We start from the raw sequence: 21640 nt of genomic DNA on the forward strand, positions 1-21640 counted from the left end.
CAAAAACGACCCCTTTCATGCGCGATCGTCTCGCGCTCTACGCTCGGGGCATGGATGTACTGAGCGATGTGGTCGCGGTGACGCGGACCGGCCGACCCCGGTCGGCGTATGTGCGATGGCATGCCCCCTGGGGTCAGGAGTTCTCCTCCGTACCGGGGTCGGCGGGCTTCCAGGTGGTCCTGCAGGGCTCCTGCTGGCTCCTGTCCGCGGACGCGGAACCCGTCCGGCTGGGCACGGGGGACGTGGTGTTCCTGCCGCACGGCAAAGGGCACATCCTGGCCGACAGCCCCGGGACCCCGGTGGCGACCCCTGCCTGCGGACCCGACGGTCCGGAGCTGTACGACGCCTACGCATCGGACAGCGTCGACAGGAGCGGAGACGGCGGTCCCGTCACCGTGTTGCTCTGCGGGGCCTACCTGCTCGATCCGTCCCGCGCCCACCCGCTGTTGCTGTCCCTCCCGGACCTGATCCACCTGCCCGCGCACCCGGGCCGCCGTGCCGAGTTGGGCTCGGCGGTGAAGTTGCTCGCCGCCGAACTGGAGACCCCGGGCCTGGGCACGGACGCGGTCGTCCCCGCACTCCTGGACACACTGCTGCTCTACATCCTGCGCATCTGGTTCGACGAACGGCCACTCCGAGGGGACCCCACCACCGGATGGGCCGCCGCGCTGAACGACCCGCCGGTCACCGCCGCCCTCCACTCCATCCACCGCGACCCTGCGGCCCCGTGGACAGTGGCGAAGCTCGCCGCGGAAGCAGGGCTCTCCAGAGCACCCTTCGCCAAGCGCTTCGCTCGGCTGGTCGGCCAGCCACCTCTGGCCTACCTGACCTGGTGGCGGATGACCACGGCAGCACGACTGCTGCGGACATCGGACGCACCGCTGAGATCGGTAGCAGCCCAAGTGGGCTACACGTCCGAGTTCGCCTTCGCCCACACGTTCAAACGCGCGCACGGCACCCCACCCGGAACCTACCGCCGGAAGGGCTGACCCGAGCGGCCACACCCGAGCACGTTCAGTCGTACGCGGCTGGGTACGTTCCCGTGTACGCCGACCCCGGATGTGGATTTCACACGGCTGCGGGAGGAGAACCTCACCGGCGAGGGCTTCGGCCAGGCGGCCAGGCGGGTGTAGCCGCCGCCGAGGTCCGCAGGCGGCGCTCGGGCTGGTCGACGAGGTGTGATCAGGGTGCGCGCAGGCGTACCGGCACAGCGCGGTCAGTGAACCGCTGACTTTTTGAGTGCGGCGTTACGAAACCAGCGATGGGTGCCGTGTGACGGGCAGGACCGACTGATCCTCGACGGTTTGCTCCGCCTGGCTAATCTCGGCCCAGACGGCGTCGAGAGACAGGCCCAGGGTGTCGGCGATCGCTGCGATGGTCGGGAAGGCTGGGGTAGCCACACGGCCGGATTCGATCTTCCGAAGAGTTTCCGGCGAGATGTGCGAAGCGAGCGCCACGTCCAGCATCGAGCGGCAGCCCCGGGCTCGGCGGAGCAGGGCGCCAAGGCGCTGTCCGCGTTCTACCTCGGCGGGGGTGAGCGGCAACCTGACCATGACCCCATTCTAATACCGGTACAGTTAGACCGGGATAGTTATTGGACATACATGAGAGGTCCCACCCATGATTGAGATCCTGAACTCCGCGCGGCTTGAGCGGGCGAGGGACACCGGCGCCCTGGTCGGAAACATCCTGCACACGCTGAAGCAGCGCAGCACGGTCGGGACGAACCTGCTGGAGATCGACCAGTGGGCCAAGGAGATGATCACCGAGGCGGGGGCGCAGTCCTGCTACGTCGACTACGCGCCTTCCTTCGGGCGCGGCCCGTTCGGGCACTACATCTGCACGGCCGTCAACGACGGAGTGCTCCATGGGCGGCCTCACAACTACACGCTGGCAGACGGGGATCTGCTGACTCTCGACCTCGCCGTAGCCAGGGGCGGGGTGGCAGCGGACGCCGCGATCAGCTTTCTGGTGGGCAAGGCCAGGCCGGCGGAGAGCGTCGCGATGATCGAGGCGACCGAACGTGCACTCGCCGCCGGCATCGCCGCCGCCAAGCCTGGGGCGCGCATCGGCGACCTCTCCCACGCCATCGGCACGGTCCTCAGCGAGGCGGGCTACCCGATCAACACCGAGTTCGGAGGCCACGGCATCGGCTCGACCATGCACCAGGACCCACACGTCGCGAACACCGGACGGCCCGGCCGTGGATACAAGCTGCGCCCCGGACTGCTGCTGGCCCTGGAGCCCTGGGTCATGGCCGACACTGCCACACTCGTCACCGACGCCGACGGTTGGACGCTGCGTAGCGCGACAGGCTGCCGGGCCGCACACAGCGAGCACACCATCGCCATCACCGACACCGGAGCCGAAATTCTCACCCGTCCGTAGTGGGTAGCGCCGAGGTAAGCCCAAAAGCCGCCAGTTGTTGATCTTGGGGTCTGACGGATCCACTGCATGGACTTCTCTATGTAGCCAAGGCTGCGGCCTTGCGTCGTTGTGTTCGCGCAGCATACGCATGACGGTCGCTGGTGAGGGGTGCTGCCCCTGTTTCGCACCGGCGGTGATGACGAGCCGCTTGGCGATGTCTCCTCGCGCAGGTGGAGGGCCATGGTGAGCATGGACTCGTCGGTGACGCCGGCGCCGTCGATGGCCTTGCCGCGCTTGCGGGCGGACTCGTGCCCTTCGAGGGTGCGGTTCCCCGGTGAGGAACTCCATGGTCATGACAGCCATCCCGGCAGTGGCCTTTGGCTCCCGCACGTTCCTCGGAGCTTTCACCCTTGCTCGCAGAAGGCTCGCCCTCTTGGGGGCAAGGGGGATGCCGGTGAGCCTGGGACCACAGATGCGGGAGCTTCTTGCTGATGAGGCATCGAGGCATGCCCTCAGTGGAAGGTGTTGTTCATGAGGCAGGAGAGGAGGCCAGTGATGGACTGGACGCTTAGTGAGGAATTTGAGACGCCTGAAGGGGCGGTGCGGTGGGGGACCTTGGGTCGCGGAGACCCGATCGTACTGGTGCACGGCACGCCGTATTCGTCCTTTCTTTGGCGGGACATCGCTCCGGCTCTCGCCCGCACCCGCAAGGTCTTCTTTTTTGACCATCTCGGCTTCGGCCAGTCGGACCAACGCGAGGGCCAGGACCTCAGCCTGGCGGCTCACGCGAGGAACTTTGCCCGGCTCCTCGACCACTGGCAACTATCCGACCCCAGCGTGGTCGCCCACGACATCGGCGGGGCAGTGGCGCTTCGGACATTGCTGCTGGAGGGGAGGAGCTACCAGGACCTGACCCTCTTCGACGCGGTGAGCGGTGGCGAGTGGGAGCGAGGGCTCTTCCAGCTCTTCCTGGACCACGAGGAGGTCTTCCAGAAGCTTCCGGGTTACGCGCACGAAGCGCTGGTCGCCAGCCACCTGCGGCACGCCACGCACGTCGGCTTCCGGCCGGGGGTTCTCGATGCGTTTCTCGCACCGTGGCGAGGGGACTCAGGGCAAGCGGCGTTCTACCGTCAGTACAGCCAGATCAGGCAGGCGGACACGGTCACGTACGAGCACTTGCTGGCCGGTATGTCGCTTCCGGTTCGGCTCGTCTGGGGCCGCGAGGACCGCATTCTTCCTCCGCAGTATGCCGAGTGGTTGCACGAACGCGTTCCGCACGCGGAGCTGCACTGGATCGAGGGCGCCGGCCACCTTCTCCAGGAAGACGCGCCGGGCCAGCTGTTGGCCTGCCTGACAACCGGTTTCCCCTCGGCCTGAGCCGCGGTGCGCGCGGCGGTCCTCGGCTGAGCGCTCCGGCCCGAAGGCACACGCGAGTCCAGTGCACTGTTCCCCCTCGCGCGGGAGCGGGCTGCGGGACTCGCTGCCCGGCGGACCCAGACGTGGCCCCTGATTCATCAACAGAGCCAGTCCTGCCCTCAGTCGGCCTCGCCCTGGCCGGTCGCGCCGGTGCCCGGCTTGCCGACGTCACTGGGCAAGAGATCAAGACGCACGGCTACACCGGTGGCTTCGGAGCCGTCCGCGCCTGCCTCCGGCCGTTTCGCGCATCCCCGGCGGCACCGGCGGCCCGTCCTCCGTCCCCACGCCCGGTCGCCGGATGGATCCTGACTCACCCCGACACCCTGCCGGAGAGCGAGGACTTGAAACTCACATCCGTCCTCGCCGCTGCCCCGAACTGGATGCCCGCCCGCGCACGTCCGCGCATTCGGGAAGATGCTCACCCAGCTCCAGGGCGATCAACTCCCGGATGTACGGCCGGGCCGGCTTCGGCCTGCTGCGGAAGCGAGTCCTCCTTGCATGACCGCCGCTCTATCGCTCGACGAGCGGGGTCCGTTCAGCTGATCGTAAACGGCACGGGATCCAGGCCCAGCTTGCTCCGGCATGAGTCGACAGCCCGCGTGACCCAGGCGGTCGCGGCGTCGCGATCTGCCGCGATCGCGTGAAGCTCACGCGCCTTCTCCTGAGCATCGACCTCCCACGGGACCAGAGCGTCCTCTCGGAGGATTCGTTCGAAGTGATCGCGGGCCGTGTCCGGGTCCCCAACCAGTGCGGCTGCGATCCCAGAGTCGAAGCTGTCCCAGAGGAATCCCCGCCGCACCGGCCTGGACGTCAGGTATCGGGCTGCATCCGGCAGAGCCGGGAACCTCTCCCTCAGCGCGGTCACATGCGCAGCCGCCTGCCCACTGAGTTCGAGTGCCAGCCGCGTGAACTGGTCCTCGGTGCGAAACAGCTCGGAGCCGACCCGAACTGCGTCCTCGTGGAAGGCCAGGTGGTCCACGTCGTGCCACAGCCACATCGCACCGACGTGCAGACCACTGCCGGCAATCCGCGGCGGGGTGAACTCCACAACGCCGAGCCACCATCCGTGATCATCAAGCCATAGCCGGGACCGCCCGCGCTGGGCCAGGCCGAGCGGCTTCAGGGAGTCCCGCGCCGCCGAGGTGATGATCCGGAGCGCCGGACTGCGATCTGCCATGACCGGCATTATCGCCTGTCCCACCGACACGGCGTTGGTCGTGGTGGCACATCACCATCGCAGAGTTGTACAACAACACTGAGGCCACCGCTCCACAAAAGTTGGACCAGAACCCGTTCTCATCGACAGAGCCGTAGAGTCCGGGCATGCACATAGCCGGCCCTCTCGACGGGCTCCCTGACACCAATCTGAGTCTGGCCGTGGTCAGTCAGCTGATGGAAGCGGGCACGGTACCCCTCTTCCAACCCCCAGTGCCTGAAGGCGCGCACGTCTGCGTTGACGCCTGCGATGCCGTCTGTGAGGAGTGGCTCGACGGTCTCGCGAGCTTCGACTACCGACAGGACGTGGCTGATGCCCTACTCGGGCTGCCCGTCACCGAAGCCCAGTGCGCCACCGTACGGGAGCTGAGGTGGCACACCTCCTCGAAGGCCATTGCCCTGATCTGGAGCGAGTGGGGCGGTGAGTGCGAGGAGTTCCACATTCGCGCGCTCGACGGCATAGGAGCGGCCCTTCCGGGCCTGGAAGCACTGCATCTGGAGCTGACCGAGGTCACCGACCTGACGCCCCTGACCTCCTGTGACCGGCTCCGTGCGCTCACCCTGGCCGGGGGTTACGACGACGAGACCGACCTCGCGCCTCTCGCCGACACCCGCATGCTGACCTCGCTCGCACTACGCTCCAAGCGAGTGGAGGACCTGCGCCCCCTGAGCGGCCTCCCGCTGGAGCACCTCTCCCTCGACGGGTGCCACGACGGCAACGGCCACAACGTGATCGACCTCGCACCACTGGAACACGTCGCATCCCTGCGCACGCTCGGCTTCCGCCGCTTCGCCCGAATCCGCGGGGACGAGCACCCGGTCCGTTCCGCATTCGGCAATGCGCGGGTCATCGACAGCCTTGCCGCCCGCGGTGTCACCCTCACCTTCGACCGGTGAGACGCCGCAGAGCGGCCTGACCGGACCGGAATGCGCTGCCCCGGTTTCCACGGACCGCCCGCGCCGATGAAGCCCCCGCCATCGGCGGTCTATCGACGCTGGGCATCTGCTGCCCGTTCTCGTCGCCAAAGCCAGTTGAGCCGCCGCCACGGCCCGGCACAGCCTTCGGCACCGCGCCGGCTCGGCCGGGGCGCCACGGCCGGCGAAGCCACCGACACCGGAGGACCACAAGACCGGGTGGGGCGAAGCGCGTACCTCTGCGGCACCGCGAGGACGAGCGGAGGTGTCTCGGCTGCGGCAACATCGTCCGCACCGATCAGCGCGCCGCCCAACTCCGGTCCCGCGCTGATGCGTTGGACGCGAGAGCCGCCCATACGCCTCAGCCGATCGGCGACCGACTCCGGGCACCGAGCTGGTCGACGCGGCGATAGCCACGCACTACCGAGCCGAGCGGCGCCCCGACTCTTGCTCATACGCCGAGGCCGGGCGGGAAGCACGCTTTCGTCTCGGCCCGGCGCGCGGCGACCGGGACTGCCCGCGTGCGATCAAGAAGCCGAACCGATGGCCGGTGCTGAGAACCCGGGCCAGACGCAACACGGTGCAGCTCGGCCGCTGGGCCCACCACCCGACCTCGAAAACGAGGAGCACTCGCCTGGCCGGAAGACCAGCCATCAAGGGAACGTAAGCCTTGCAGCGCTGCCTTCTGCGTGCCTGACGTCCGTAGGCGCCTCAGCTCAGTTGCTGCGCTTGAACCTGTTGAGGTCGCAGACGTCTGGGTCGCCCCGGTACTCGTAGAGGCGAGGGACTCGCCGACTTCCGTCGACACGCAGCCCCGTGCCGTAATAGCCCCCCTCCTCCGAACTGTTCCAGTAGCCGCTGATTGTGTGGAAGGTCAGCGAGATGGGGTAATCGACGCTGTCAGTGCTGTTCAGCTCCCACGTCCCGTTGCCGTCTCTCTGCTCTGGTGGGCCCTCTGCACCCTCAAGGTCCGTCGGCCACCCCGTCGTCGTGAACGTTCCATCACCCTTGAGGGTGACGGAACGGTCTGCTGCATCTCGATAGGTGCCGACCAGATCCTGACTGGCCAGCCGGTCCGGCCGCTGGCCCTCCCCTGGGCAGGGTGAGTATCGGGCGAAGCACCCTGTCGTGGTCGAGACAGCGGCCAGAGTTAGTGCCCCCACAAGGCCGCCGAGTCTTCGATTCATGTTCTCCCCTGCACGATCGAGAACCTCCTGAGACTGCGCCGGAGCAACAGGTGCCGCCCGCTGGACTACGGCCTGCCCGGCACTACCCGCTCCATCATCGCCGTAGCGGCCGCCAGCACGGTGAGCGGGCCAGTTGAGGTGACCTCCAAGTAGCGGTCGGGGTCGGGGGAACTGCTTCGACGGCATGTACCAGCTTGCCGGTGATGTGCGGAGAGCGGTGAGGAGTTGTGGCATCGCCTTCGCGGGCCGGCCGCTGCGCCCCCACCTCACGCCGGCCCGTGCCCGGAGGGGGTGATCTCACCTCGAAGGCGGAGATCGGCGACGGGAGCGTCCGGGGCCACGCCTCTCCGTGCCGGCGTGCGGCGCGCGCCCCCAGCCGCTCGGCCTGTGGTGCGGCCTGCCTCTGCTTCAGCGTCGCGGTTCCCGGTACGCGGTGGGCAGGCGCATGCCGCGATCCGCCATGATCTTCCGTACCCGGTCGGGATAGTCGGTGATGACGCCGTCGACACCCATGTCCATGAGTGCCTCCACGGTGGCCGGGTCGTCACAGGTCCACGGGACCACCTTGAGCCCACGCCGATGCGCCTCGCGGATCATCGCTTCGTCCGGGTAGAACCGGAAGTCCGGGTCGGCGATCGTGCCGTTCTGCGGGAAGCCGTAGTTGGGGGACAGTACGGTAACGCCGGGCACAGTGGCGGCAGCCCGTACGAAGTCGCCGCCGTAGTCGTCGGCGTCGATCCCTCCGAGCCAAGGGGAGGCTCCGGGCTTGCCCACCTGAAGGAAGTCGTAGTTGGTGAGTGCCACCAGGGGGTAGCGCGGCGCGATCTTGTGCATCTCCTTCAGCGCCCCCCAGTCGAAGGACTGGATGGAGACCTGCCTCTCGATGCCGGAGCGGTGGATCTCCTCGAAGACGCGACGGACGAACAACCCGCGTGGCGCGGTCTGCTCAGGAGCCCCGGCCTCCACCTTGGTCTCGATGTTCAGCTTGAGCCGCCTCGCCCCGAAATCCTTCACGAGATTCAGGACGTCCTTGAGTTCGACCAGCCGGAAGCCCTTGATCTGTTCCTGTTCCGGGAAACCCGGGAGCTGTTGATACCCGCAGTCCAAGGTCTTGATCTGGGCGAGGGTCAGGTCCTTGATGTACTTGCCGACGTACGGGTACAGGGGATCGCCGGGTACGAGCGGACCGGAGTCCTGGCACTTGTGGACGCTGATCTGCCGGTCGTGGTTGACGACCACCTTCCGGTCCTTGGTGATCTGGGTATCCAGTTCCAGCGTGCTGACGCCGAGGCGTATCGCCTTACGGAAGGCGTCGAGGGAGGACTCGGTGGTGAGGCCGAGGCCTCCTCGGTGGGCCTGCAGATCGAAGGCGACCTGATGCGAGGGAGGGCCGGGGTGGTCCTGGCCCGCCGCGACCGCCTGTCCGGTGGCCGGGAAGGCAAAGAGGGGGAGAAGGACCAGGCCGGCGACCACGTGCCTCGGGACCATGTGAGCCTCACCTGTTCGTCGAAGTAGGTGCCGCCAAGCCAAGCAGACACGGCCGACCGGCACCAGGATGGAGCCCGAGCACCAGGTGAACGCGGATGGAACCGGGCTACTCGCTGGACGGGGTACTCATGCCCCGGTACCCGCGGCCCTGGCTCAGCGCACGGTCGGGTGGCCGCTGCCGACGGGGCTCGTGGCGCCGGTGCCCTCCAGGGACTTTCGCAGCTGCGCGGTGACCAGCAGCGACAACACAGCCATCAGGGCCATCGTCCAGCCCACCGAGCGCGTGGCACCCGACAACTGGGCGAGGCTCCCGGCCAGCAGCGCACCGATTGCCTGACCCATCATCAAACCCGTTCCGGCCAGGCCGAACGCCTGACCCCGTACGTCCGCACGGGTGTGGCGCACCAGCCGCTCCTGCAGAGGCAGCGAGGCCGCGAAGCCGAAGGAGGAGACCCCCACCAGCGCCGCCGCCACTGGCATCGGGAGCGAGAGTGGGAACGCCAGGAACGGCGCCGCCAACAGCACGCGCAACGGCAGGATCAGCCTGTCGCGCAAGATCACGGGGACGAATCGACCCATCACGATGTCCCCCAGGAGCATGCCGCCCGCGCCGGCGGCCAACAGGTATCCGGCATGGCCCGAGGAGTACGGGATGAACAGGGCCTCGCACCCCACGACCAGGCCGTTGGGCACCCACATCATCAGATAGAGGGGCCGGACGCCGGGCGACGTGAGAAGTTCACGGTTGATCCGGCGGCTGCGTTCGACCACCTTCCCTTCCGCTCGCGGCGGACGATCGGAGAGTCCGATCCGCGCCGTGACCCCCGCGGTGACACTCACCATCGCGGCGATTCCGAACAACCAGGTCGGCGACAGTACGGCGAGCAGGAGGGCGCCGACGGCATTGCCGATGATCTGCATGCCCCCGACCGTGATGTTCATCGTGGCGCGGGCCAGTACGTACGCGTCCTTCGGCACGATGTCCGACAACAGAGCGAAGACACTGCCCGACGTGGCGGCCAACACCACGTATCCACCGGCGAGGATCAGCAAGCGCATCCACCAGCTCAGGTCGGGCAGCATCTGCAACGCGGCGGTCAGCGTGGCGACGCCCGCCATGAAGATCATGGCGGTGCGGGGGCGCAACAGATCCGAGGAGGCCAACAGGTAGCGCGCAGTGACGAGTTGCACCAGCGGTCCCCCGAAAAGGGAGACCGCGGTCAAGAACGGTGACCGCGTCTCGTGGTACGTCACCGTGCCCAGGGCGAGGCTCGAGACGACGACACCCGTCATGGCGAACAAGCGGACCACGAAGAGGACGCGGAACTCGCGTATCCCGAAGATCTCACGGTAGGTGGTCACGTGACACGCCTACGATCGAGGCGAGCCGGCCACTCCTCGACAGCGACTACCTGGGTCGGATGCTCCGGTGGGGTCATGGGGGCCCGCCACGGTCCCTTCATCGCCTTCCCCGCGGTGGCTCAGGGCTGACGTCGATCCGCACCCCGGAGGTGACCTTGCGGCATATCTCGATCGCGCGTGCGGGTGTCGGAGCCGTGGCCAGCACATAGCCGACTCGGGTACGGGAGTTCTGGACGGGGTGGATCCTGTCTCCGACCTTCACAGGAAGGTTCAACTGCAGGACACCGGGCAGCCCTTGCCACCGTTGCACCCCCGCTACTCCGACGACCCAGCCCTGTGGCGGCGTGAAGAAGCGGATGGCGGCAGCGCCGTGCGCCGAGGGTGTCGTCCTGGGCGGCCCGATCCGGTCAAGGGCCCACTGGACGGTCAGGTCCAACAGGTCATGCCCGGTGGCTTGCCTGACGAGGACAGGTATGGAGTCCCCGCCGACACGTGTGTGCGTCTCGATGATCTCCGGACCCGCAGACGTCATGCGCAGCTCCGTATGGCTGCAGCCATCGGCGATTCCCATGACGTCAAGGAACTCGACCACGTACTCCGTGATCGCTTCCACGACCTCTGGGCCGATGTCCGCCGGGACGACGTGTCCCACTTCCACAAAGGGGTTCGCCGGATCGTCCTCGTGCGTGAACTTGCCCGTGATGGCGAGCACGTGGTGCTCGCCCGCACAACTGAAGGCTTCGACCGAGAATTCCGGCCCCAGATGGAACGGCTCGGCAATGTAATCGTCCGTACTCGCGGGCGGCAGAACCACTTCATCGGCCGTCCGGAAACATGAGACGTTCTGGCTCCCCTGGCCATGACGCGGCTTCACGATCACCGGAAACCCGTGCCTGGCCGCGAATCCCCGGATGTCAGCGACGTCCCGCACGACCGCGGAGGGCACGGAGGAGAACCCCTTGTCCCGCAACCAGGTCCGCATCGCGAACTTGTCCCGTGTACGGGCGACGACGTCTTGAGAGAGGCCACGAATACCGAGGGCTTCCGCGATCCGCGCAGCAGGCATCAATCCCTGCTCCGTGAGTGAGATCACCGCGGTGAAGGGAGTGTGGTCGTGTATCCCCCGCAGCAGCGGGATCAGGGAGGGGTCATCGTACTCGGTCAGCACACTGCGCCTGACAAACGAAGTCAGCGCCTTGTCGAACCGTTCCGGTGATTCGACCAGCGTAATATCCGCACCTGCCAGGCGCAGGCGGTCACAGAGGCCGGGACTACTGCCCAGGACAACGACCTGTTTCGGGTCTTCCATACCCAGCACATCCTTATCAATGGGAATCATGGAACGAGGAGACGCCTACAGCCTTCCCACATACTCACTCAGGTCGTTCAACGATTCACTCCGCAGTATGGAATAGCCAGTACGCCGGTTCCCCGAGAAAGGTTCGGCGTCGACGACGACATTCTCTTCACTGCGGATGACACGCACTTCGTCGACGCTCGCGGGCCGCTCCACCTCAGTGCGCTCGTCGAAGTGAAAGCGCATCCCGTGCCAGAGGCCCTGCGGCTCGCGCACGGGGGCCCGCCAGTCGACGCCGGCTCTGGCGTGGAGGTAGGCCTCCTCAAGGTGCAGGCCGTGCTGCAGTTCGATCATCTCCGTCACATGGCCACCGATGGGGCGAGCCGCGGCTTCAATGACGCTGATTCGCTCAGCATTCATCTTGAACTCCATGTGCATCACTCCTTGCGTCATGCCCCAGCTCATGGCAATGCGCTCGGCCGTGTCCAACAGCGTTCGCCGGTGCTGCGCCGGTATGTCGCTGCCGGAAACATGACCGACCTCGTGACACACGGGAAGCGGCGACACGAACTTGCGCGTCAACGCGTGCGTCAGAACCTTCGCGTCCTGAACGACGCATTCAAGACTGAATTCCGGGCCGTCGACGAACTCCTCGATGAGGGCCCCTGCGGCAAACTCATAATTGGTCAACCGGGCCTTCTTGAAGGACAGCATCTCCGCCAGCGTGGCCTCGACCTCGTCGCGCGAGTTACACCTGCGCACGAAGAGGCTCATGGTCATATCAAGCGGCTTCACGATCACCGGGAAGGTCACGCTCCCCCAGTCGAACGTGCGACTCGCCTCGAGCGAGGAGAGCCTGGTGATCACTCTCGGCTGGGGCACGTTTTGCTGGGCAAAGGCTTCCCTCATGAGCGCCTTGTTCCGCGAGGCACGTATTTTGGCGACGTCATTGTGGTACAGACCCAAGCCTTCTGCCAGTACGTCCGCGGCAACTACAGCGAATTCGTTGCCTGCGACCACAGCATCACATGGCCGCGTACCGATCTGCGCCAGCAGCTCCTCGCGGGATTCCGACAATGCCGGGACTCTGATCCACTCGTGCAGACCTGCGGTGCTGTCCTCCACCTTCGAATTCTCGATCGTCATGATCGTGAGCTTCCAGTCCTCGCGACGACAGATGTACGCGATACGGTTCAGCGACCACCGCGTAACGGGGTGGAGCAAAAGAATGTTCATGGCACGCACCTTTGGACCCGCCGAGCGGGAAGTCAGTGGAGGACGAGGGCTTCATGCCAGTGCGGATCGCGCTCGTATTTTCTAGTTGCGAGCGCACAGAATTCCGGACACGAAATCCTCAACCCTACGAAGAACGATGACTCTCACATGTCGTCGTCAGTCCCGAAAATGCCACTCGGACCCGACCACGTCTGTGCCACAGCGGACGGTTACGTCAGCGCTCAGCGCTCGACGGCACTGCCGCCAGGGCCCTTGCGGCGGACCGGCGGGCTGCCGAGCCGACCCGACGCCGCCCGGTGCGCCTCGATGATCGCCGGTGCGGCTACACGAAGCTGCTGAGAAGCAGCTTGACGACACACTGAAGTCCCCCCTGGCCACGCAACGTTGCGGCCGCCCATCGGGCGACGCTCTCCGTGTGGTTGCGTGGGCAAGCTAGCACTCCATCGGCGTCCCCGAAAAGACAAGATCCGATGTGCGCGGCGAGGCTTCTCGCTCAGGGTCGGACGCGCGAACGAAGACCGGGCCGGAGAGGGTATTCATGACACCGCCCTACGTATGCGGGGGATGTACCTGCGCCCATGGGGTGGCGGCCCGGCCAGCGAACCTAGTGCGGGAGCACGTACCCGTTCGGTGGCGACGCCGGGCGCGGGGGTGGCAGCTGGTCCATGCGCGCCTGGCGCTGCGTTGCTGCTGGTCAAGACGTTTACGAGATGGTCGTGGTTGGGCCGGTTTCGGTGGTGCTGTGGCTCGTCGCGATATGGGCGGTGCGCGGAGCGAAAATCAACGGACGGGCTCCCCTCGTGAGCCGGACGAGGGGCGCCTCTGCTGGGCAGGACACGGCGGTGGCGGCGACACCACCGACTCCACCGACTTCTGGACTGATCTGGCGAGCCTCCTCCACTCCGTCGCGCGAGCATGACATGAGGGCGAAGACGTCCAAGGGCTGCGCCCCTACCTCACCGCTCAAGGTGGGTTGTGGCGGGACGAAGAGGGTTGCTCCGAGCTGAACGGTCACCCGCTCAGGAAAGCCCCGGTCGGGCATACCTGATCGCCAGTCAGCCATCATTCGTCGTGGCCAACCACCGAGTTAAGCCGGAGCAGAATCTCCTTGCCGAGGCCCAGGTATGACCGGACCTGGCAGTCGTCGACTCGCTCCAGGACCCCACCGGTTGCCCGGCCACTCTCCAGCCACCCAGGTACCCAAGTACGTAGGTACACCTACTCATGTGCGGTCGCACGGCACCACCAAGGATGTCCGCATAACGCCAGCCCCAGGAGGTGCGTTCCGGCGCTCTCCCATCGGGGGGACTTTCCCCTGCTCTACCGAAAGAGACATTTCATGAGTCGCGACGTGCAGATACGAGCCGCCGATGCCGAGGACCTGGCCTGGATCCACGAGTTGAGGCATCGTGTGTACGCCCAGGAGCTCGGTCAGCACGCGCCACGCCCGGAGGGGCGCCTGCACGACGCGCTGGACGGCGACAACGTCTACCTCGTCGCGGCCCGGGGGCCGGTCCGCATGGGCTTCGTCAGCCTGACCCCGCCGTGGCTGGGGCGCTACGGCCTCGACAAATACCTGACCCGCGACGAACTGCCGCTGCTTTCCGAAGGCGGAGCCTTCGAGGTGCGCATCCTCACCGTGGAGCCTCGCTGGCGCAGCACCGCGGTGGCACCGCTGCTGATGTACGCGGCCCTGCGCTGGATCTCATCCCGGGGAGGCCGCACGGCGGTGGCGATGGGCCGCACCGAGCTGCTCGACATGTACCTGGCGGTCGGCCTGAAGCCCCTCGGACACACCGTCCGCAGCGGTGCGGTGACCTTCGAGGTGCTGACCGGCGAGGTGGCCGCGCTGACGCAGGTCGCCACCGCCCGGTACCGCCCCGCCCTGGAGCGGTTCCGCTCTGTCGTGGACTGGCAGTTGGACATGGAATGGGCGCCCGGCCCGGACGGGTGTGAACATGGCGGAGCTTCCTTCACCGCCATCGGAAAGGACTTTCGCACCTTGCACCGGCGCCACGAGGTCGTTGCTGCCGATGTGCTGGACGCCTGGTTCCCGCCCGCTCCCGGCGTACGCGCCGCGCTCGCGGAAGACCCGGGCTGGTCCGCCCGGACCTCGCCCCCCACCGGCGCCGAGGGTCTGCTGTCGGAACTCGCGGAGGCCCGGGCGCTGCCGGTGGAGACGCTCGTGGCCGGAGCCGGCTCGTCGGACCTGATCTTCCGAGCGTTCGGCCGCTGGCTGACCCCGGACAGCAGGGTGCTGCTGCTGGATCCCGGGTACGGCGAATACGCGCACGTCACCGAGCGCGTGATCGGGTGCCGGGTGGACCGTTTCCGGTTGCACCGGAAGGACGGGTGGCGGATCGACTTCTCCCGGCTGGCTTCCGTCGTCGGGGCGGGTCAGTACGACCTGGTGGTCGTCGTCAACCCGAACAACCCGACCGGACGCCACGCACCCGCAGCCGAACTGCGCACCCTGATCGAGGCCGCCCCTGCCGGAACCCGCTGGTGGATCGACGAGGCCTATCTGGGCTATGTGGACCTGGCCGAGTCGCTCGCCCCTCTGGCCGCGGTGGACCCGCGGGTCGTGGTCTGCACCTCGCTGTCCAAGATGTACGCACTGTCCGGCGCGCGTGCGGCCTACCTGGTGGCCGAACCCGCCACGGCCGCACTTCTGCGCCAGTGGACGCCACCCTGGGCGGTCGGTCTCCCCGCGCAACTCGCCGCGGTGGCCACCCTGCGCGACCCCGCGTACTACCGCTCCTGCTGGCTCCGCACCCACGCTCTGCGCCGCCAGCTGGCCACCGACCTCGCGCAGGTGAACGACACCGTCGTGATCGAACAGGGCGTCGCGAACTTCCTCAACATCACTCTGCCGTACGACGGACCCAGCGCTGCCCGCCTGGTGCGGGAGTGCCGTCGGCACGACGTCTACCTGCGCGACCTTTCTCCTCTGTCGCCGCAGTACGAAGGGCGCACCGTACGCGTCGCGGTCAGGGACACGGCGGAGAACGCGCGCATCGTCGCGGCGTACGAAGCCGCGCTGGTGACACTGCTGCCCAGCTCTCCGTCACGGCGGACACCCAAACTCCCGGCCGCCGCCGTCGCCGGGTACGGCCGGTGACCGACGTCGCCTCCCTCGCGCCCTTCCTCGGCGGGACCCTGGCGGTCGGCGGGGTGGCCGCGGCGTTGTCCGGCCGCCGTGAACTGCTGATCCGGTGGTGTTGCTGGGCGGTCGGAGTGCCCCTGGTCGCCGGTGCGTTCTGGTGGGGCACTCCGGGAGTGACGCTTCTCGCCGTTGTGGTCGCCGTGGTAGCGGCACTGGAGTTCGGCGGGCTGATGCGTCTGTCCTTGCCGGACAAGGTCGTACTGGCCGTCGCCGTCTCCGGCGTGGTGCTGACCTCCTGGCTGGCGCCCGGGCAGGAGGTACGGGCGGTTGCGGTCGGGGCCCTGACCATCGCCGCGGTCCCGCTGCTGGCGGGTGACTCCACCCACGGTCTGCGGCGGCTCGGGGCCGGTCTACTCGGGCTGATCTGGCTGAGCGTACTCGCTGCCCTGGCACCGCTCGGCGCGACCGCGCTCGTCCTGTTCATCGCCGTCTCGGTGGGCGACATCGTCGCGTACTTCACGGGCCAACGGCTGGGCGGACCAAAGCTGTCACCGCTCTCCCCGGCCAAGCGGTGGAGCGGCACCCTCGCCGGCGCCGCGGCCGCCGTCGGCGTACTCGCCGCGCTGTCCGCGCTGAGCTGGCCGGCGGCGGTCGCGGTGGCGGTCGGCGCTCCGGCGGGAGACCTGCTCGAATCCATGGTCAAACGAGGAGCGCGGGCGAAGGACTCCTCTCACTGGCTGGCCGGCTCCGGTGGCCTGCTCGACCGGATCGACTCACTCCTCCTGGCCCTGGCCGTCCTGCTCCTCCTGCGCTGAATCGGCGGCACAGGGCGCCGGGCGCCCCCGGGCTCCGTAGCCCGGCGAACGTACCGTTCTCCTCGCCGTGCACACACCTCATCCCGCCCCCACCGGTACCCGTACGTTCGGCACGATGGTGCAGTGCCAGGCGGCCCTCGGTGCCACAGGCGGCGGCCGCAGGATTACGGGGTCGGCTGACCCGCTCGGCCGGCTTGGTTTCGCAGCGTGCGAGCCCGATCGGCCGGGTCGTAGTTCGGACCGACGCCCTCGATCAGCACCAAGTCGCCCTCAATGTGGTCGGCACGCAGTCTCAGGATGGCCCGGTAAGCGGGAGAGTCGTACCAGGCACGGGCTTCGGCCAGGCCGGGGAACTCGATCAGCACCATGCTGCCGGGCCACGTGCCCTCCACGACTTCGGCCGGGGGGCCGTGGATGACGAAGCGGCCGGCGAAGGGGTCGAGGGTTGCCTGGATGCGCTCCAGGTACTCGATGATGTCGGAGTGATTCCGGCGGCTGCGGAGATGCGCGAAGCCGTAAGCGGGCACCACGGGGCTCCTCTCCTACTGAGGGGTGAGCGATCAACCGGAAGGTATTCGAGGGTGGTTGGGCGGTGCGATTACCTCGGGGGTAATGGCACTGGCACGCCAGCCGGGGCTACAAGCCCGCGAGGCATGCACAGAGGCGCAACACCCGAGGAATTCCCAGGCTTTGCGCGGCTGTCGTCGACCGGCTCACTTTTGGCGGCAACATCATCGAGACCGGCACCGAGCCATTCCACCTCGCTCACACCAAGGCACGACCACGGCACAGCGGCCCTGCCGAGAGAAGGCCCTGCACTAAAATCGAGGAGCACTGAGCGCCCACTGATCTTCCGCGCTCCAGCGGCCTTGTTGTTCCGTATGCCTGGGGTACTCGTACCCGGCCAAGTGTCAATCGTTGCGGCCCGTATGCCGCTGCGAACGGTCCTGGCTCCACCACCAGGCGAAGCCGATCCCGGCTAGGAGGCCGAGCACGAGACGGGTCGACGGGCTACGGGTTTCCTTGGAACGGCACCTGCTACGTGGATCGTTCGGCGCCGCGAAAAGGCCGCGCGTAGACTTCGCGCTCGGTGGTACGGCAGTCATGTCCGTTTCGGACAACTCCTGGGTGATGTGCTGCCATACCCTCTCCGGAGGGGCGGTGGGGAGATCCGACTCCTCCACCCCACGCGCGGCGATCACGACCCGGGTCATCAAGCTCAGTTCGTCCCAGCAGCGGTTGCATACGGCGATGTGCTGTAGGGCGCTGGCGTCGTTGTATGAGGCATCGTTTCCGAGTGCGAGTTGTACCAGGTGCTCGGGCTCGACATGTGGCACCGCTACCCCTGTTCTTGGTCGCTGAGCAGTTCGTTCCCGTTTGCGTAGACGTTTACGGTCAGTCCGGGGACGCCGTGGAAGACGGACACCATGGCCGAGTCATCAGTGCCTGCGGAGGGGGCCGCCATGGCGGGGGTGGTCACGCCGAGTGCCTGGGCGCATGCGCCGGCCGACGCGGTGAGAGCGAGGGGGGTGCGGGAGGTCATGAGGATCATCCCTTCGTTGAGGGGTTCCGTCGGTTGCGGGGTCGCGTAGTCATTTAGTGTCCGGACGCCGTTACGGATGCGCGGCACAAGTGGATTTCCCTGGCGCGACTACGCCGATTCCTCGTGGGCGCGGCCTTGTTCGATCCCTTCCCGCAGCCGGATCAGGCCGCGTCGCGTGTGGCTCTTCACGGTGCCCAGGGGCATACCGGTGCGCTCGGCGATCTGGGCCTGGGTCAGGTCCTCGTAGAACGCCATGCACAACACCTCACGCTGGTGGCACGGCAGCTGGGACAGGGCATCGACCAGGAGTACCCGGTCCAGGACGTCGTCCTGCGTGCCCATGTCGTGGCGGTGAGCGTCCGTGTCGTACCCCATCGAATCGATCAGCGTGAGACGCCTCGTCCGGGCCGCCAGTGCGTCGATGATCTTCCGGCGTGTGATGCCGACCAGCCAGGCGCCGAGCGGTCCCCGCTCCCGGCGGTAGCCGTCCCGTCCGCGCCAGGCGCCGAGAAACACCTGCTGGGTCACGTCCTCGGCCTCATGGGTGTCGCCGAGCGAACGGGTGGCCATGGTGTGGACGAGTGATCCCCAATGCCGGTAGACGGCCGCGAAGGCGATCTCGTCCGCGGCGCACAGGCCACGGGCCAGTTCGTCCTCGTACGGCGCTGCCTCCGCGGCCGCGGGGCGGAAGCCGGTGGATGGTGTGTTCGTGGGCATGACCTTGTTCCTCCTGCCGTGCGTCCTGCGCGGGGCGGAGCCGCCTGCCGAACCGGTCCGGTCGGCAGGGCCGGTGAGCCGTGAGGAGCGCTGGCCATCTACTTTTGCCAGCCGAAACGACACGTGCAACATGCGTCGTTTATGCGTCGTACGATAGGTGCATGAGTCGGAACGGAGAGGATGTTGATCACTGGGGCGCGTCGCGTGGCGGGGGGCTGACCACCGGTGAGGTGGCGAGGCGTCTGGGGGTGGCCCCGACCACGGTCCGCTCATGGGACCGCCGTTACGGTCTCGGACCAGCCGCCCGCACCGATGGCCGGCATCGACGCTGGACCGCCGTGGACGTGGCGCGGCTGGAGCGGATGTGCTCCCTGACTGCGACCGGGTTGCCGCCCGCCGAAGCCGCCCGCCTGGCGCTCGACGACGGCGGGCCGGACGCGCCCCCGGCTCAGGTGGATACCGTTAGGCCCCCGCGGCCCGCGGTCCGCGGACGCAGTCGGGCCGGCACCGGCCTCCGCCTGGGCGACGTGCGTCAGGAGTGCAAGGGAGTCGCGCGTGCGGCCCTGCGTCTCGACGCCGCCGCTCTCGACGCGCTGCTGGGTGCCACGATCGAGGACCACGGCCTGATCACGGCGTGGACGGAAGTGATCATGCCGACGTTGCAGGCGGTCGGCCGTAAGTGGGAGAGCTCGGGGGAAAGGTACGTCGAGGTCGAGCATTTTCTTTCCTGGCACGTGTCCGGCGTGCTGCGGCGCCACGCCCCGCCCGTGGTCGCCGACCGGCCCGGCGCCACCACGGTGCTCGCCTGTGTGCCCGCGGAGAACCACACGCTGCCGTTGGAGGTGCTGGCTGCCGCGCTGGCCGAACGGGGCCTCCCGGTGCGTATGTTCGGCGGTGCGCTGCCGGTCGAGTCTCTGGTGGCCGCGGTACGCAGGACCGGTCCGGTCGCGGTCGGGCTGTGGGCGCAGTCGCGTACCACTGCGAGCCGGCCGCTGGCGCAACACGTGGCCGCGATCGAATGGGGTGTGCGGGGTGCCCGCAGGAGGCCGGTCGTCCTGACACTCGGGCCCGGCTGGGCCGGGCAGACCGTGCCCGGGTCGCCGCATCCGGCCGGGCTGGCGCAGGCTGTCACGGCGGTTGAGTCCGTCGCGCTCGGGTGATGACGCGCGTTCGGCGGGTTCTGGTCGCTGTGGCGCCTGGCCACACCGAACGTGACGTGTTCGGGTTGATGTGAGAGTGGATGAGAGGAAGGGTGCTCCACCCGGTCGCTTCCCGCACGACTCACTGCGAACACGCGTTCCGTTGCGCGGCGATGCGAGACCAACGGGACGGGCGAAGGGACCATCGGAGGACGAACCCAGCCATCGCCGTGCAGGAGTCCGCGTTGAAGGAGAGGAACATGGCCACTCAGCACCGTGGGAGTCCGGAGGCCGTCGTCGTCGGAGCAGGACTCGCCGGCCTGGCCTGCGCCCTGGACCTGTCTCGCGCCGGAAGGCGTGTGACGCTGCTGGAGGCGTCGGACGGCGTGGGCGGCCGGATGCGCACGGACCGGCGGGAGGGATTCCTGCTGGACCGTGGATTCCAGGTGTTCAACACCTCCTATCCCCAGGTGAAGAGGCGCCTTGACCTGGGGAGTCTGCGGCTGAAGGCGTTCACCCCGGGCATCATCGCGCACACGTCGACAGGGCCTGTGTGCCTCGCCGATCCGACCCGGCGGCCGGAGAAGGCGGGAGCGCTGTTGCCCGGGAGGGTTCTGTCGGCCCGGGACCTGGCCGCGATGGCGGCGCTCGCCGCGCGGGACGTCGTCCTGCCCGCGGGCTGGTTCAAACGACGGCCGGACCGTTCCACCGCCGACGCCTTGTCGCGTGCCGGGCTGTCGGACGAGGTGGTTACGGAGATTCTGCGGCCTTTCCTGTCCGGCGTGTTCCTGGAGAACCGGCTGGAGACTTCTGCCCGCTTCTTCCACCTGGTCCTGCGCAGCATGGTGAGGGGAACGCTCTGTCTGCCCGCCGACGGCATCGGCGCCGTGCCCGCCCAGCTGGCCGGCTGTCTGCCCGACGGTGTACTCCGACTGGAGACGCCGGTCGCCGCGGTCACCGCTACGGGGGTGCTCCTGGCGGACGGCAGCGAGCTGTCGGCCACGTCAGTCGTGGTGGCGGTGGAGGCCGCGTCCGCCGCCCGCCTGCTGCCGGGCCTGGCAGTGCCGAAGGGCCGTACGGTCACCACGTACTACCACGCGGCCCCGATCACACCGCTGGCAGAGCCGACCCTGGTGGTCGACGGCACCGGAGCGGTGCTGAACACCTGTGTTCTCAGCGCGGTCGCGCCCACATACGCACCGCCCGGGACCGCGCTGGTCTCCAGCTCGGTACTGGGCGCCGAACGGTCCGGCGCGGACGGGCCGGTGCTCGGGCGGCTGGCCGAGCTCTACGGCACCGACACGAGCGGCTGGCAGCAGATCGCCGTGTACACCGTCGAGGGGGCCGTGCCCGCAATGGAGCCACCCTGGTCGCTGAGCCGTACGACGAGGTTCTCCCCGGGCAGGTACGTCTGCGGGGACCACCGGGCGACCGGTTCCGTGCAAGGCGCGCTGGCGTCGGGTACCCGGGCTGCCCGTGAGGTGCTGGGCGATCTGGCGCGCGGGTGATCCGGGTCGGTCCCTGGCGGCCGCATCCATCAGTGGCCGGTTCGCGGAACAGAAGGCTGAGAGACCAGGTCGCCGACCTGCCCCTTCGACAGGGAGTGACATGAACATCAGCGGCGCACGTGTGCTGGTCGCCGAAGCCGCCGGCGTCCTCGGTGGCGCCCTCACAGCGGAACTGGCCGGCCGGGGAGCGCGCCCGGCGCTCGCGGGCCGCGACCCGGCCGGCCTGGGGGGGGGGGGGGGGGGTCGCCTCTGCGGGCTGACCCTTCTGTTTTTCCCCTTGCCCCCCCCCACCCCTTCCCGCTCGCGCGTCGTAGTGAGGAGCGGGGTAG

Annotated in this window: 18 protein-coding genes; 8 read left to right on the forward strand and 10 right to left on the reverse strand. The window is 68.0% G+C overall.

What is annotated here, in order from left to right; genetic code table 11:
- Positions 1-50: 50 nt before the first annotated feature.
- Entirely contained in the window at positions 51-989 is a 939-nt protein-coding gene (locus AC07FA_RS27800) for an AraC family transcriptional regulator (protein WP_479079052.1), read from the forward strand.
- A 258-nt stretch (positions 990-1247) separates the two neighbouring features.
- Here the strand turns inward: AC07FA_RS27800 and AC07FA_RS27805 are convergent, their stop codons facing one another.
- A complete protein-coding gene (locus tag AC07FA_RS27805; protein WP_479079053.1) occupies positions 1248-1553 on the reverse strand; it encodes a helix-turn-helix domain-containing protein in 306 nt (101 codons plus the stop codon).
- 67 nt (positions 1554-1620) lie between these two features.
- Between AC07FA_RS27805 and map the strand changes: the two genes are divergently transcribed.
- Both map and AC07FA_RS27815 read left to right on the forward strand, forming a co-directional pair.
- Positions 1621-2388 carry a type I methionyl aminopeptidase gene (gene map / locus AC07FA_RS27810; protein ID WP_479079054.1) on the forward strand — a complete coding sequence of 256 codons (768 nt, stop codon included), beginning with the start codon at positions 1621-1623 and terminating at the stop codon, positions 2386-2388.
- A gap of 534 nt (positions 2389-2922) precedes the next feature.
- On the forward strand, positions 2923-3744 hold the full coding sequence (locus AC07FA_RS27815) for an alpha/beta fold hydrolase (protein WP_479079055.1): 822 nt from the start codon (positions 2923-2925) through the stop codon (positions 3742-3744).
- 574 nt (positions 3745-4318) lie between these two features.
- Here AC07FA_RS27815 and AC07FA_RS27820 read toward each other — a convergent pair.
- Positions 4319-4960 carry a hypothetical protein gene (locus tag AC07FA_RS27820; RefSeq protein ID WP_479079056.1) on the reverse strand — a complete coding sequence of 214 codons (642 nt, stop codon included), beginning with the start codon at positions 4958-4960 and terminating at the stop codon, positions 4319-4321.
- A gap of 146 nt (positions 4961-5106) precedes the next feature.
- On the opposite strand from AC07FA_RS27820, the gene AC07FA_RS27825 reads away from it, so the two are divergent.
- Positions 5107-5895, forward strand: coding sequence for a DUF6892 domain-containing protein (locus tag AC07FA_RS27825; protein WP_479079057.1), 789 nt, complete (start codon positions 5107-5109; stop codon positions 5893-5895).
- Positions 5896-6629: 734 nt separating this feature from the next.
- Here the strand turns inward: AC07FA_RS27825 and AC07FA_RS27830 are convergent.
- The 5 genes from AC07FA_RS27830 to AC07FA_RS27850 form a co-directional block, all read right to left on the reverse strand.
- Positions 6630-7100: a hypothetical protein gene (locus tag AC07FA_RS27830; RefSeq protein ID WP_479079058.1), complete on the reverse strand. Its 471-nt coding sequence runs from the start codon at positions 7098-7100 to the stop codon at positions 6630-6632.
- Positions 7101-7508: 408 nt separating this feature from the next.
- Positions 7509-8588: a glycerophosphodiester phosphodiesterase family protein gene (locus AC07FA_RS27835; RefSeq protein ID WP_479079059.1), complete on the reverse strand. Its 1080-nt coding sequence runs from the start codon at positions 8586-8588 to the stop codon at positions 7509-7511.
- 153 nt (positions 8589-8741) lie between these two features.
- Positions 8742-9950: an MFS transporter gene (locus AC07FA_RS27840; RefSeq protein ID WP_479079060.1), complete on the reverse strand. Its 1209-nt coding sequence runs from the start codon at positions 9948-9950 to the stop codon at positions 8742-8744.
- 97 nt (positions 9951-10047) lie between these two features.
- On the reverse strand, positions 10048-11289 hold the full coding sequence (locus tag AC07FA_RS27845; RefSeq protein ID WP_479079061.1) for an ATP-grasp domain-containing protein: 1242 nt from the start codon (positions 11287-11289) through the stop codon (positions 10048-10050).
- Positions 11290-11304: 15 nt separating this feature from the next.
- Positions 11305-12483: an ATP-grasp domain-containing protein gene (locus tag AC07FA_RS27850; RefSeq protein ID WP_479079062.1), complete on the reverse strand. Its 1179-nt coding sequence runs from the start codon at positions 12481-12483 to the stop codon at positions 11305-11307.
- Between the two features lie 1339 nt (positions 12484-13822).
- Between AC07FA_RS27850 and AC07FA_RS27855 the strand changes: the two genes are divergently transcribed.
- On the forward strand, positions 13823-15604 hold the full coding sequence (locus AC07FA_RS27855) for an aminotransferase class I/II-fold pyridoxal phosphate-dependent enzyme (RefSeq protein ID WP_479079063.1): 1782 nt from the start codon (positions 13823-13825) through the stop codon (positions 15602-15604).
- Entirely contained in the window at positions 15601-16404 is an 804-nt protein-coding gene (locus tag AC07FA_RS27860; RefSeq protein WP_479079064.1) for a phosphatidate cytidylyltransferase, read from the forward strand. The genes AC07FA_RS27855 and AC07FA_RS27860 overlap by 4 nt, the downstream gene beginning before the upstream one ends.
- A gap of 164 nt (positions 16405-16568) precedes the next feature.
- Here the strand turns inward: AC07FA_RS27860 and AC07FA_RS27865 are convergent, their stop codons facing one another.
- The 3 genes from AC07FA_RS27865 to AC07FA_RS27875 form a co-directional block, all read right to left on the reverse strand.
- The gene (locus AC07FA_RS27865) at positions 16569-16931 is read right to left on the reverse strand and encodes a DUF1330 domain-containing protein (protein WP_479079065.1); all 363 of its coding nucleotides are present in this window, start codon (positions 16929-16931) and stop codon (positions 16569-16571) included.
- A gap of 812 nt (positions 16932-17743) precedes the next feature.
- A complete protein-coding gene (locus AC07FA_RS27870; protein WP_479079066.1) occupies positions 17744-17947 on the reverse strand; it encodes a hypothetical protein in 204 nt (67 codons plus the stop codon).
- Positions 17948-18055: 108 nt separating this feature from the next.
- Positions 18056-18664 (reverse strand): RNA polymerase sigma factor, encoded by a 609-nt coding sequence (locus tag AC07FA_RS27875; RefSeq protein ID WP_479079067.1) that lies wholly within the window; start codon positions 18662-18664, stop codon positions 18056-18058.
- 161 nt (positions 18665-18825) lie between these two features.
- On the opposite strand from AC07FA_RS27875, the gene AC07FA_RS27880 reads away from it, so the two are divergent.
- Both AC07FA_RS27880 and AC07FA_RS27885 read left to right on the forward strand, forming a co-directional pair.
- Positions 18826-19824: a MerR family transcriptional regulator gene (locus AC07FA_RS27880; RefSeq protein WP_479079068.1), complete on the forward strand. Its 999-nt coding sequence runs from the start codon at positions 18826-18828 to the stop codon at positions 19822-19824.
- A 239-nt stretch (positions 19825-20063) separates the two neighbouring features.
- Complete coding sequence (locus tag AC07FA_RS27885; protein WP_479079069.1) at positions 20064-21311, forward strand: NAD(P)/FAD-dependent oxidoreductase; 1248 nt, start codon at positions 20064-20066, stop codon at positions 21309-21311.
- Positions 21312-21640 lie beyond the last annotated feature (329 nt).

Source organism: Streptomyces sp. NPDC045968 (assembly GCF_056430475.1).

Excerpts from the sequence above, each read along its gene's own strand:
- AC07FA_RS27855 (WP_479079063.1), top strand. The coding sequence starts at position 13,823 with ATGAGTCGCGACGTGCAGATACGAGCCGCCGATGCCGAGGACCTGGCC.
- AC07FA_RS27820 (WP_479079056.1), bottom strand. The coding sequence starts at position 4,960 with ATGGCAGATCGCAGTCCGGCGCTCCGGATCATCACCTCGGCGGCGCGG.
- AC07FA_RS27800 (WP_479079052.1), top strand. The coding sequence starts at position 51 with ATGGATGTACTGAGCGATGTGGTCGCGGTGACGCGGACCGGCCGACCC.
- AC07FA_RS27885 (WP_479079069.1), top strand. The coding sequence starts at position 20,064 with ATGGCCACTCAGCACCGTGGGAGTCCGGAGGCCGTCGTCGTCGGAGCA.
- AC07FA_RS27835 (WP_479079059.1), bottom strand. The coding sequence starts at position 8,588 with ATGGTCCCGAGGCACGTGGTCGCCGGCCTGGTCCTTCTCCCCCTCTTT.
- AC07FA_RS27870 (WP_479079066.1), bottom strand. The coding sequence starts at position 17,947 with ATGACCTCCCGCACCCCCCTCGCTCTCACCGCGTCGGCCGGCGCATGC.
- AC07FA_RS27830 (WP_479079058.1), bottom strand. The coding sequence starts at position 7,100 with ATGAATCGAAGACTCGGCGGCCTTGTGGGGGCACTAACTCTGGCCGCT.
- AC07FA_RS27880 (WP_479079068.1), top strand. The coding sequence starts at position 18,826 with ATGAGTCGGAACGGAGAGGATGTTGATCACTGGGGCGCGTCGCGTGGC.
- AC07FA_RS27805 (WP_479079053.1), bottom strand. The coding sequence starts at position 1,553 with ATGGTCAGGTTGCCGCTCACCCCCGCCGAGGTAGAACGCGGACAGCGC.
- AC07FA_RS27875 (WP_479079067.1), bottom strand. The coding sequence starts at position 18,664 with ATGCCCACGAACACACCATCCACCGGCTTCCGCCCCGCGGCCGCGGAG.
- AC07FA_RS27850 (WP_479079062.1), bottom strand. The coding sequence starts at position 12,483 with ATGAACATTCTTTTGCTCCACCCCGTTACGCGGTGGTCGCTGAACCGT.
- AC07FA_RS27825 (WP_479079057.1), top strand. The coding sequence starts at position 5,107 with ATGCACATAGCCGGCCCTCTCGACGGGCTCCCTGACACCAATCTGAGT.
- AC07FA_RS27815 (WP_479079055.1), top strand. The coding sequence starts at position 2,923 with ATGGACTGGACGCTTAGTGAGGAATTTGAGACGCCTGAAGGGGCGGTG.
- AC07FA_RS27845 (WP_479079061.1), bottom strand. The coding sequence starts at position 11,289 with ATGATTCCCATTGATAAGGATGTGCTGGGTATGGAAGACCCGAAACAG.
- map (WP_479079054.1), top strand. The coding sequence starts at position 1,621 with ATGATTGAGATCCTGAACTCCGCGCGGCTTGAGCGGGCGAGGGACACC.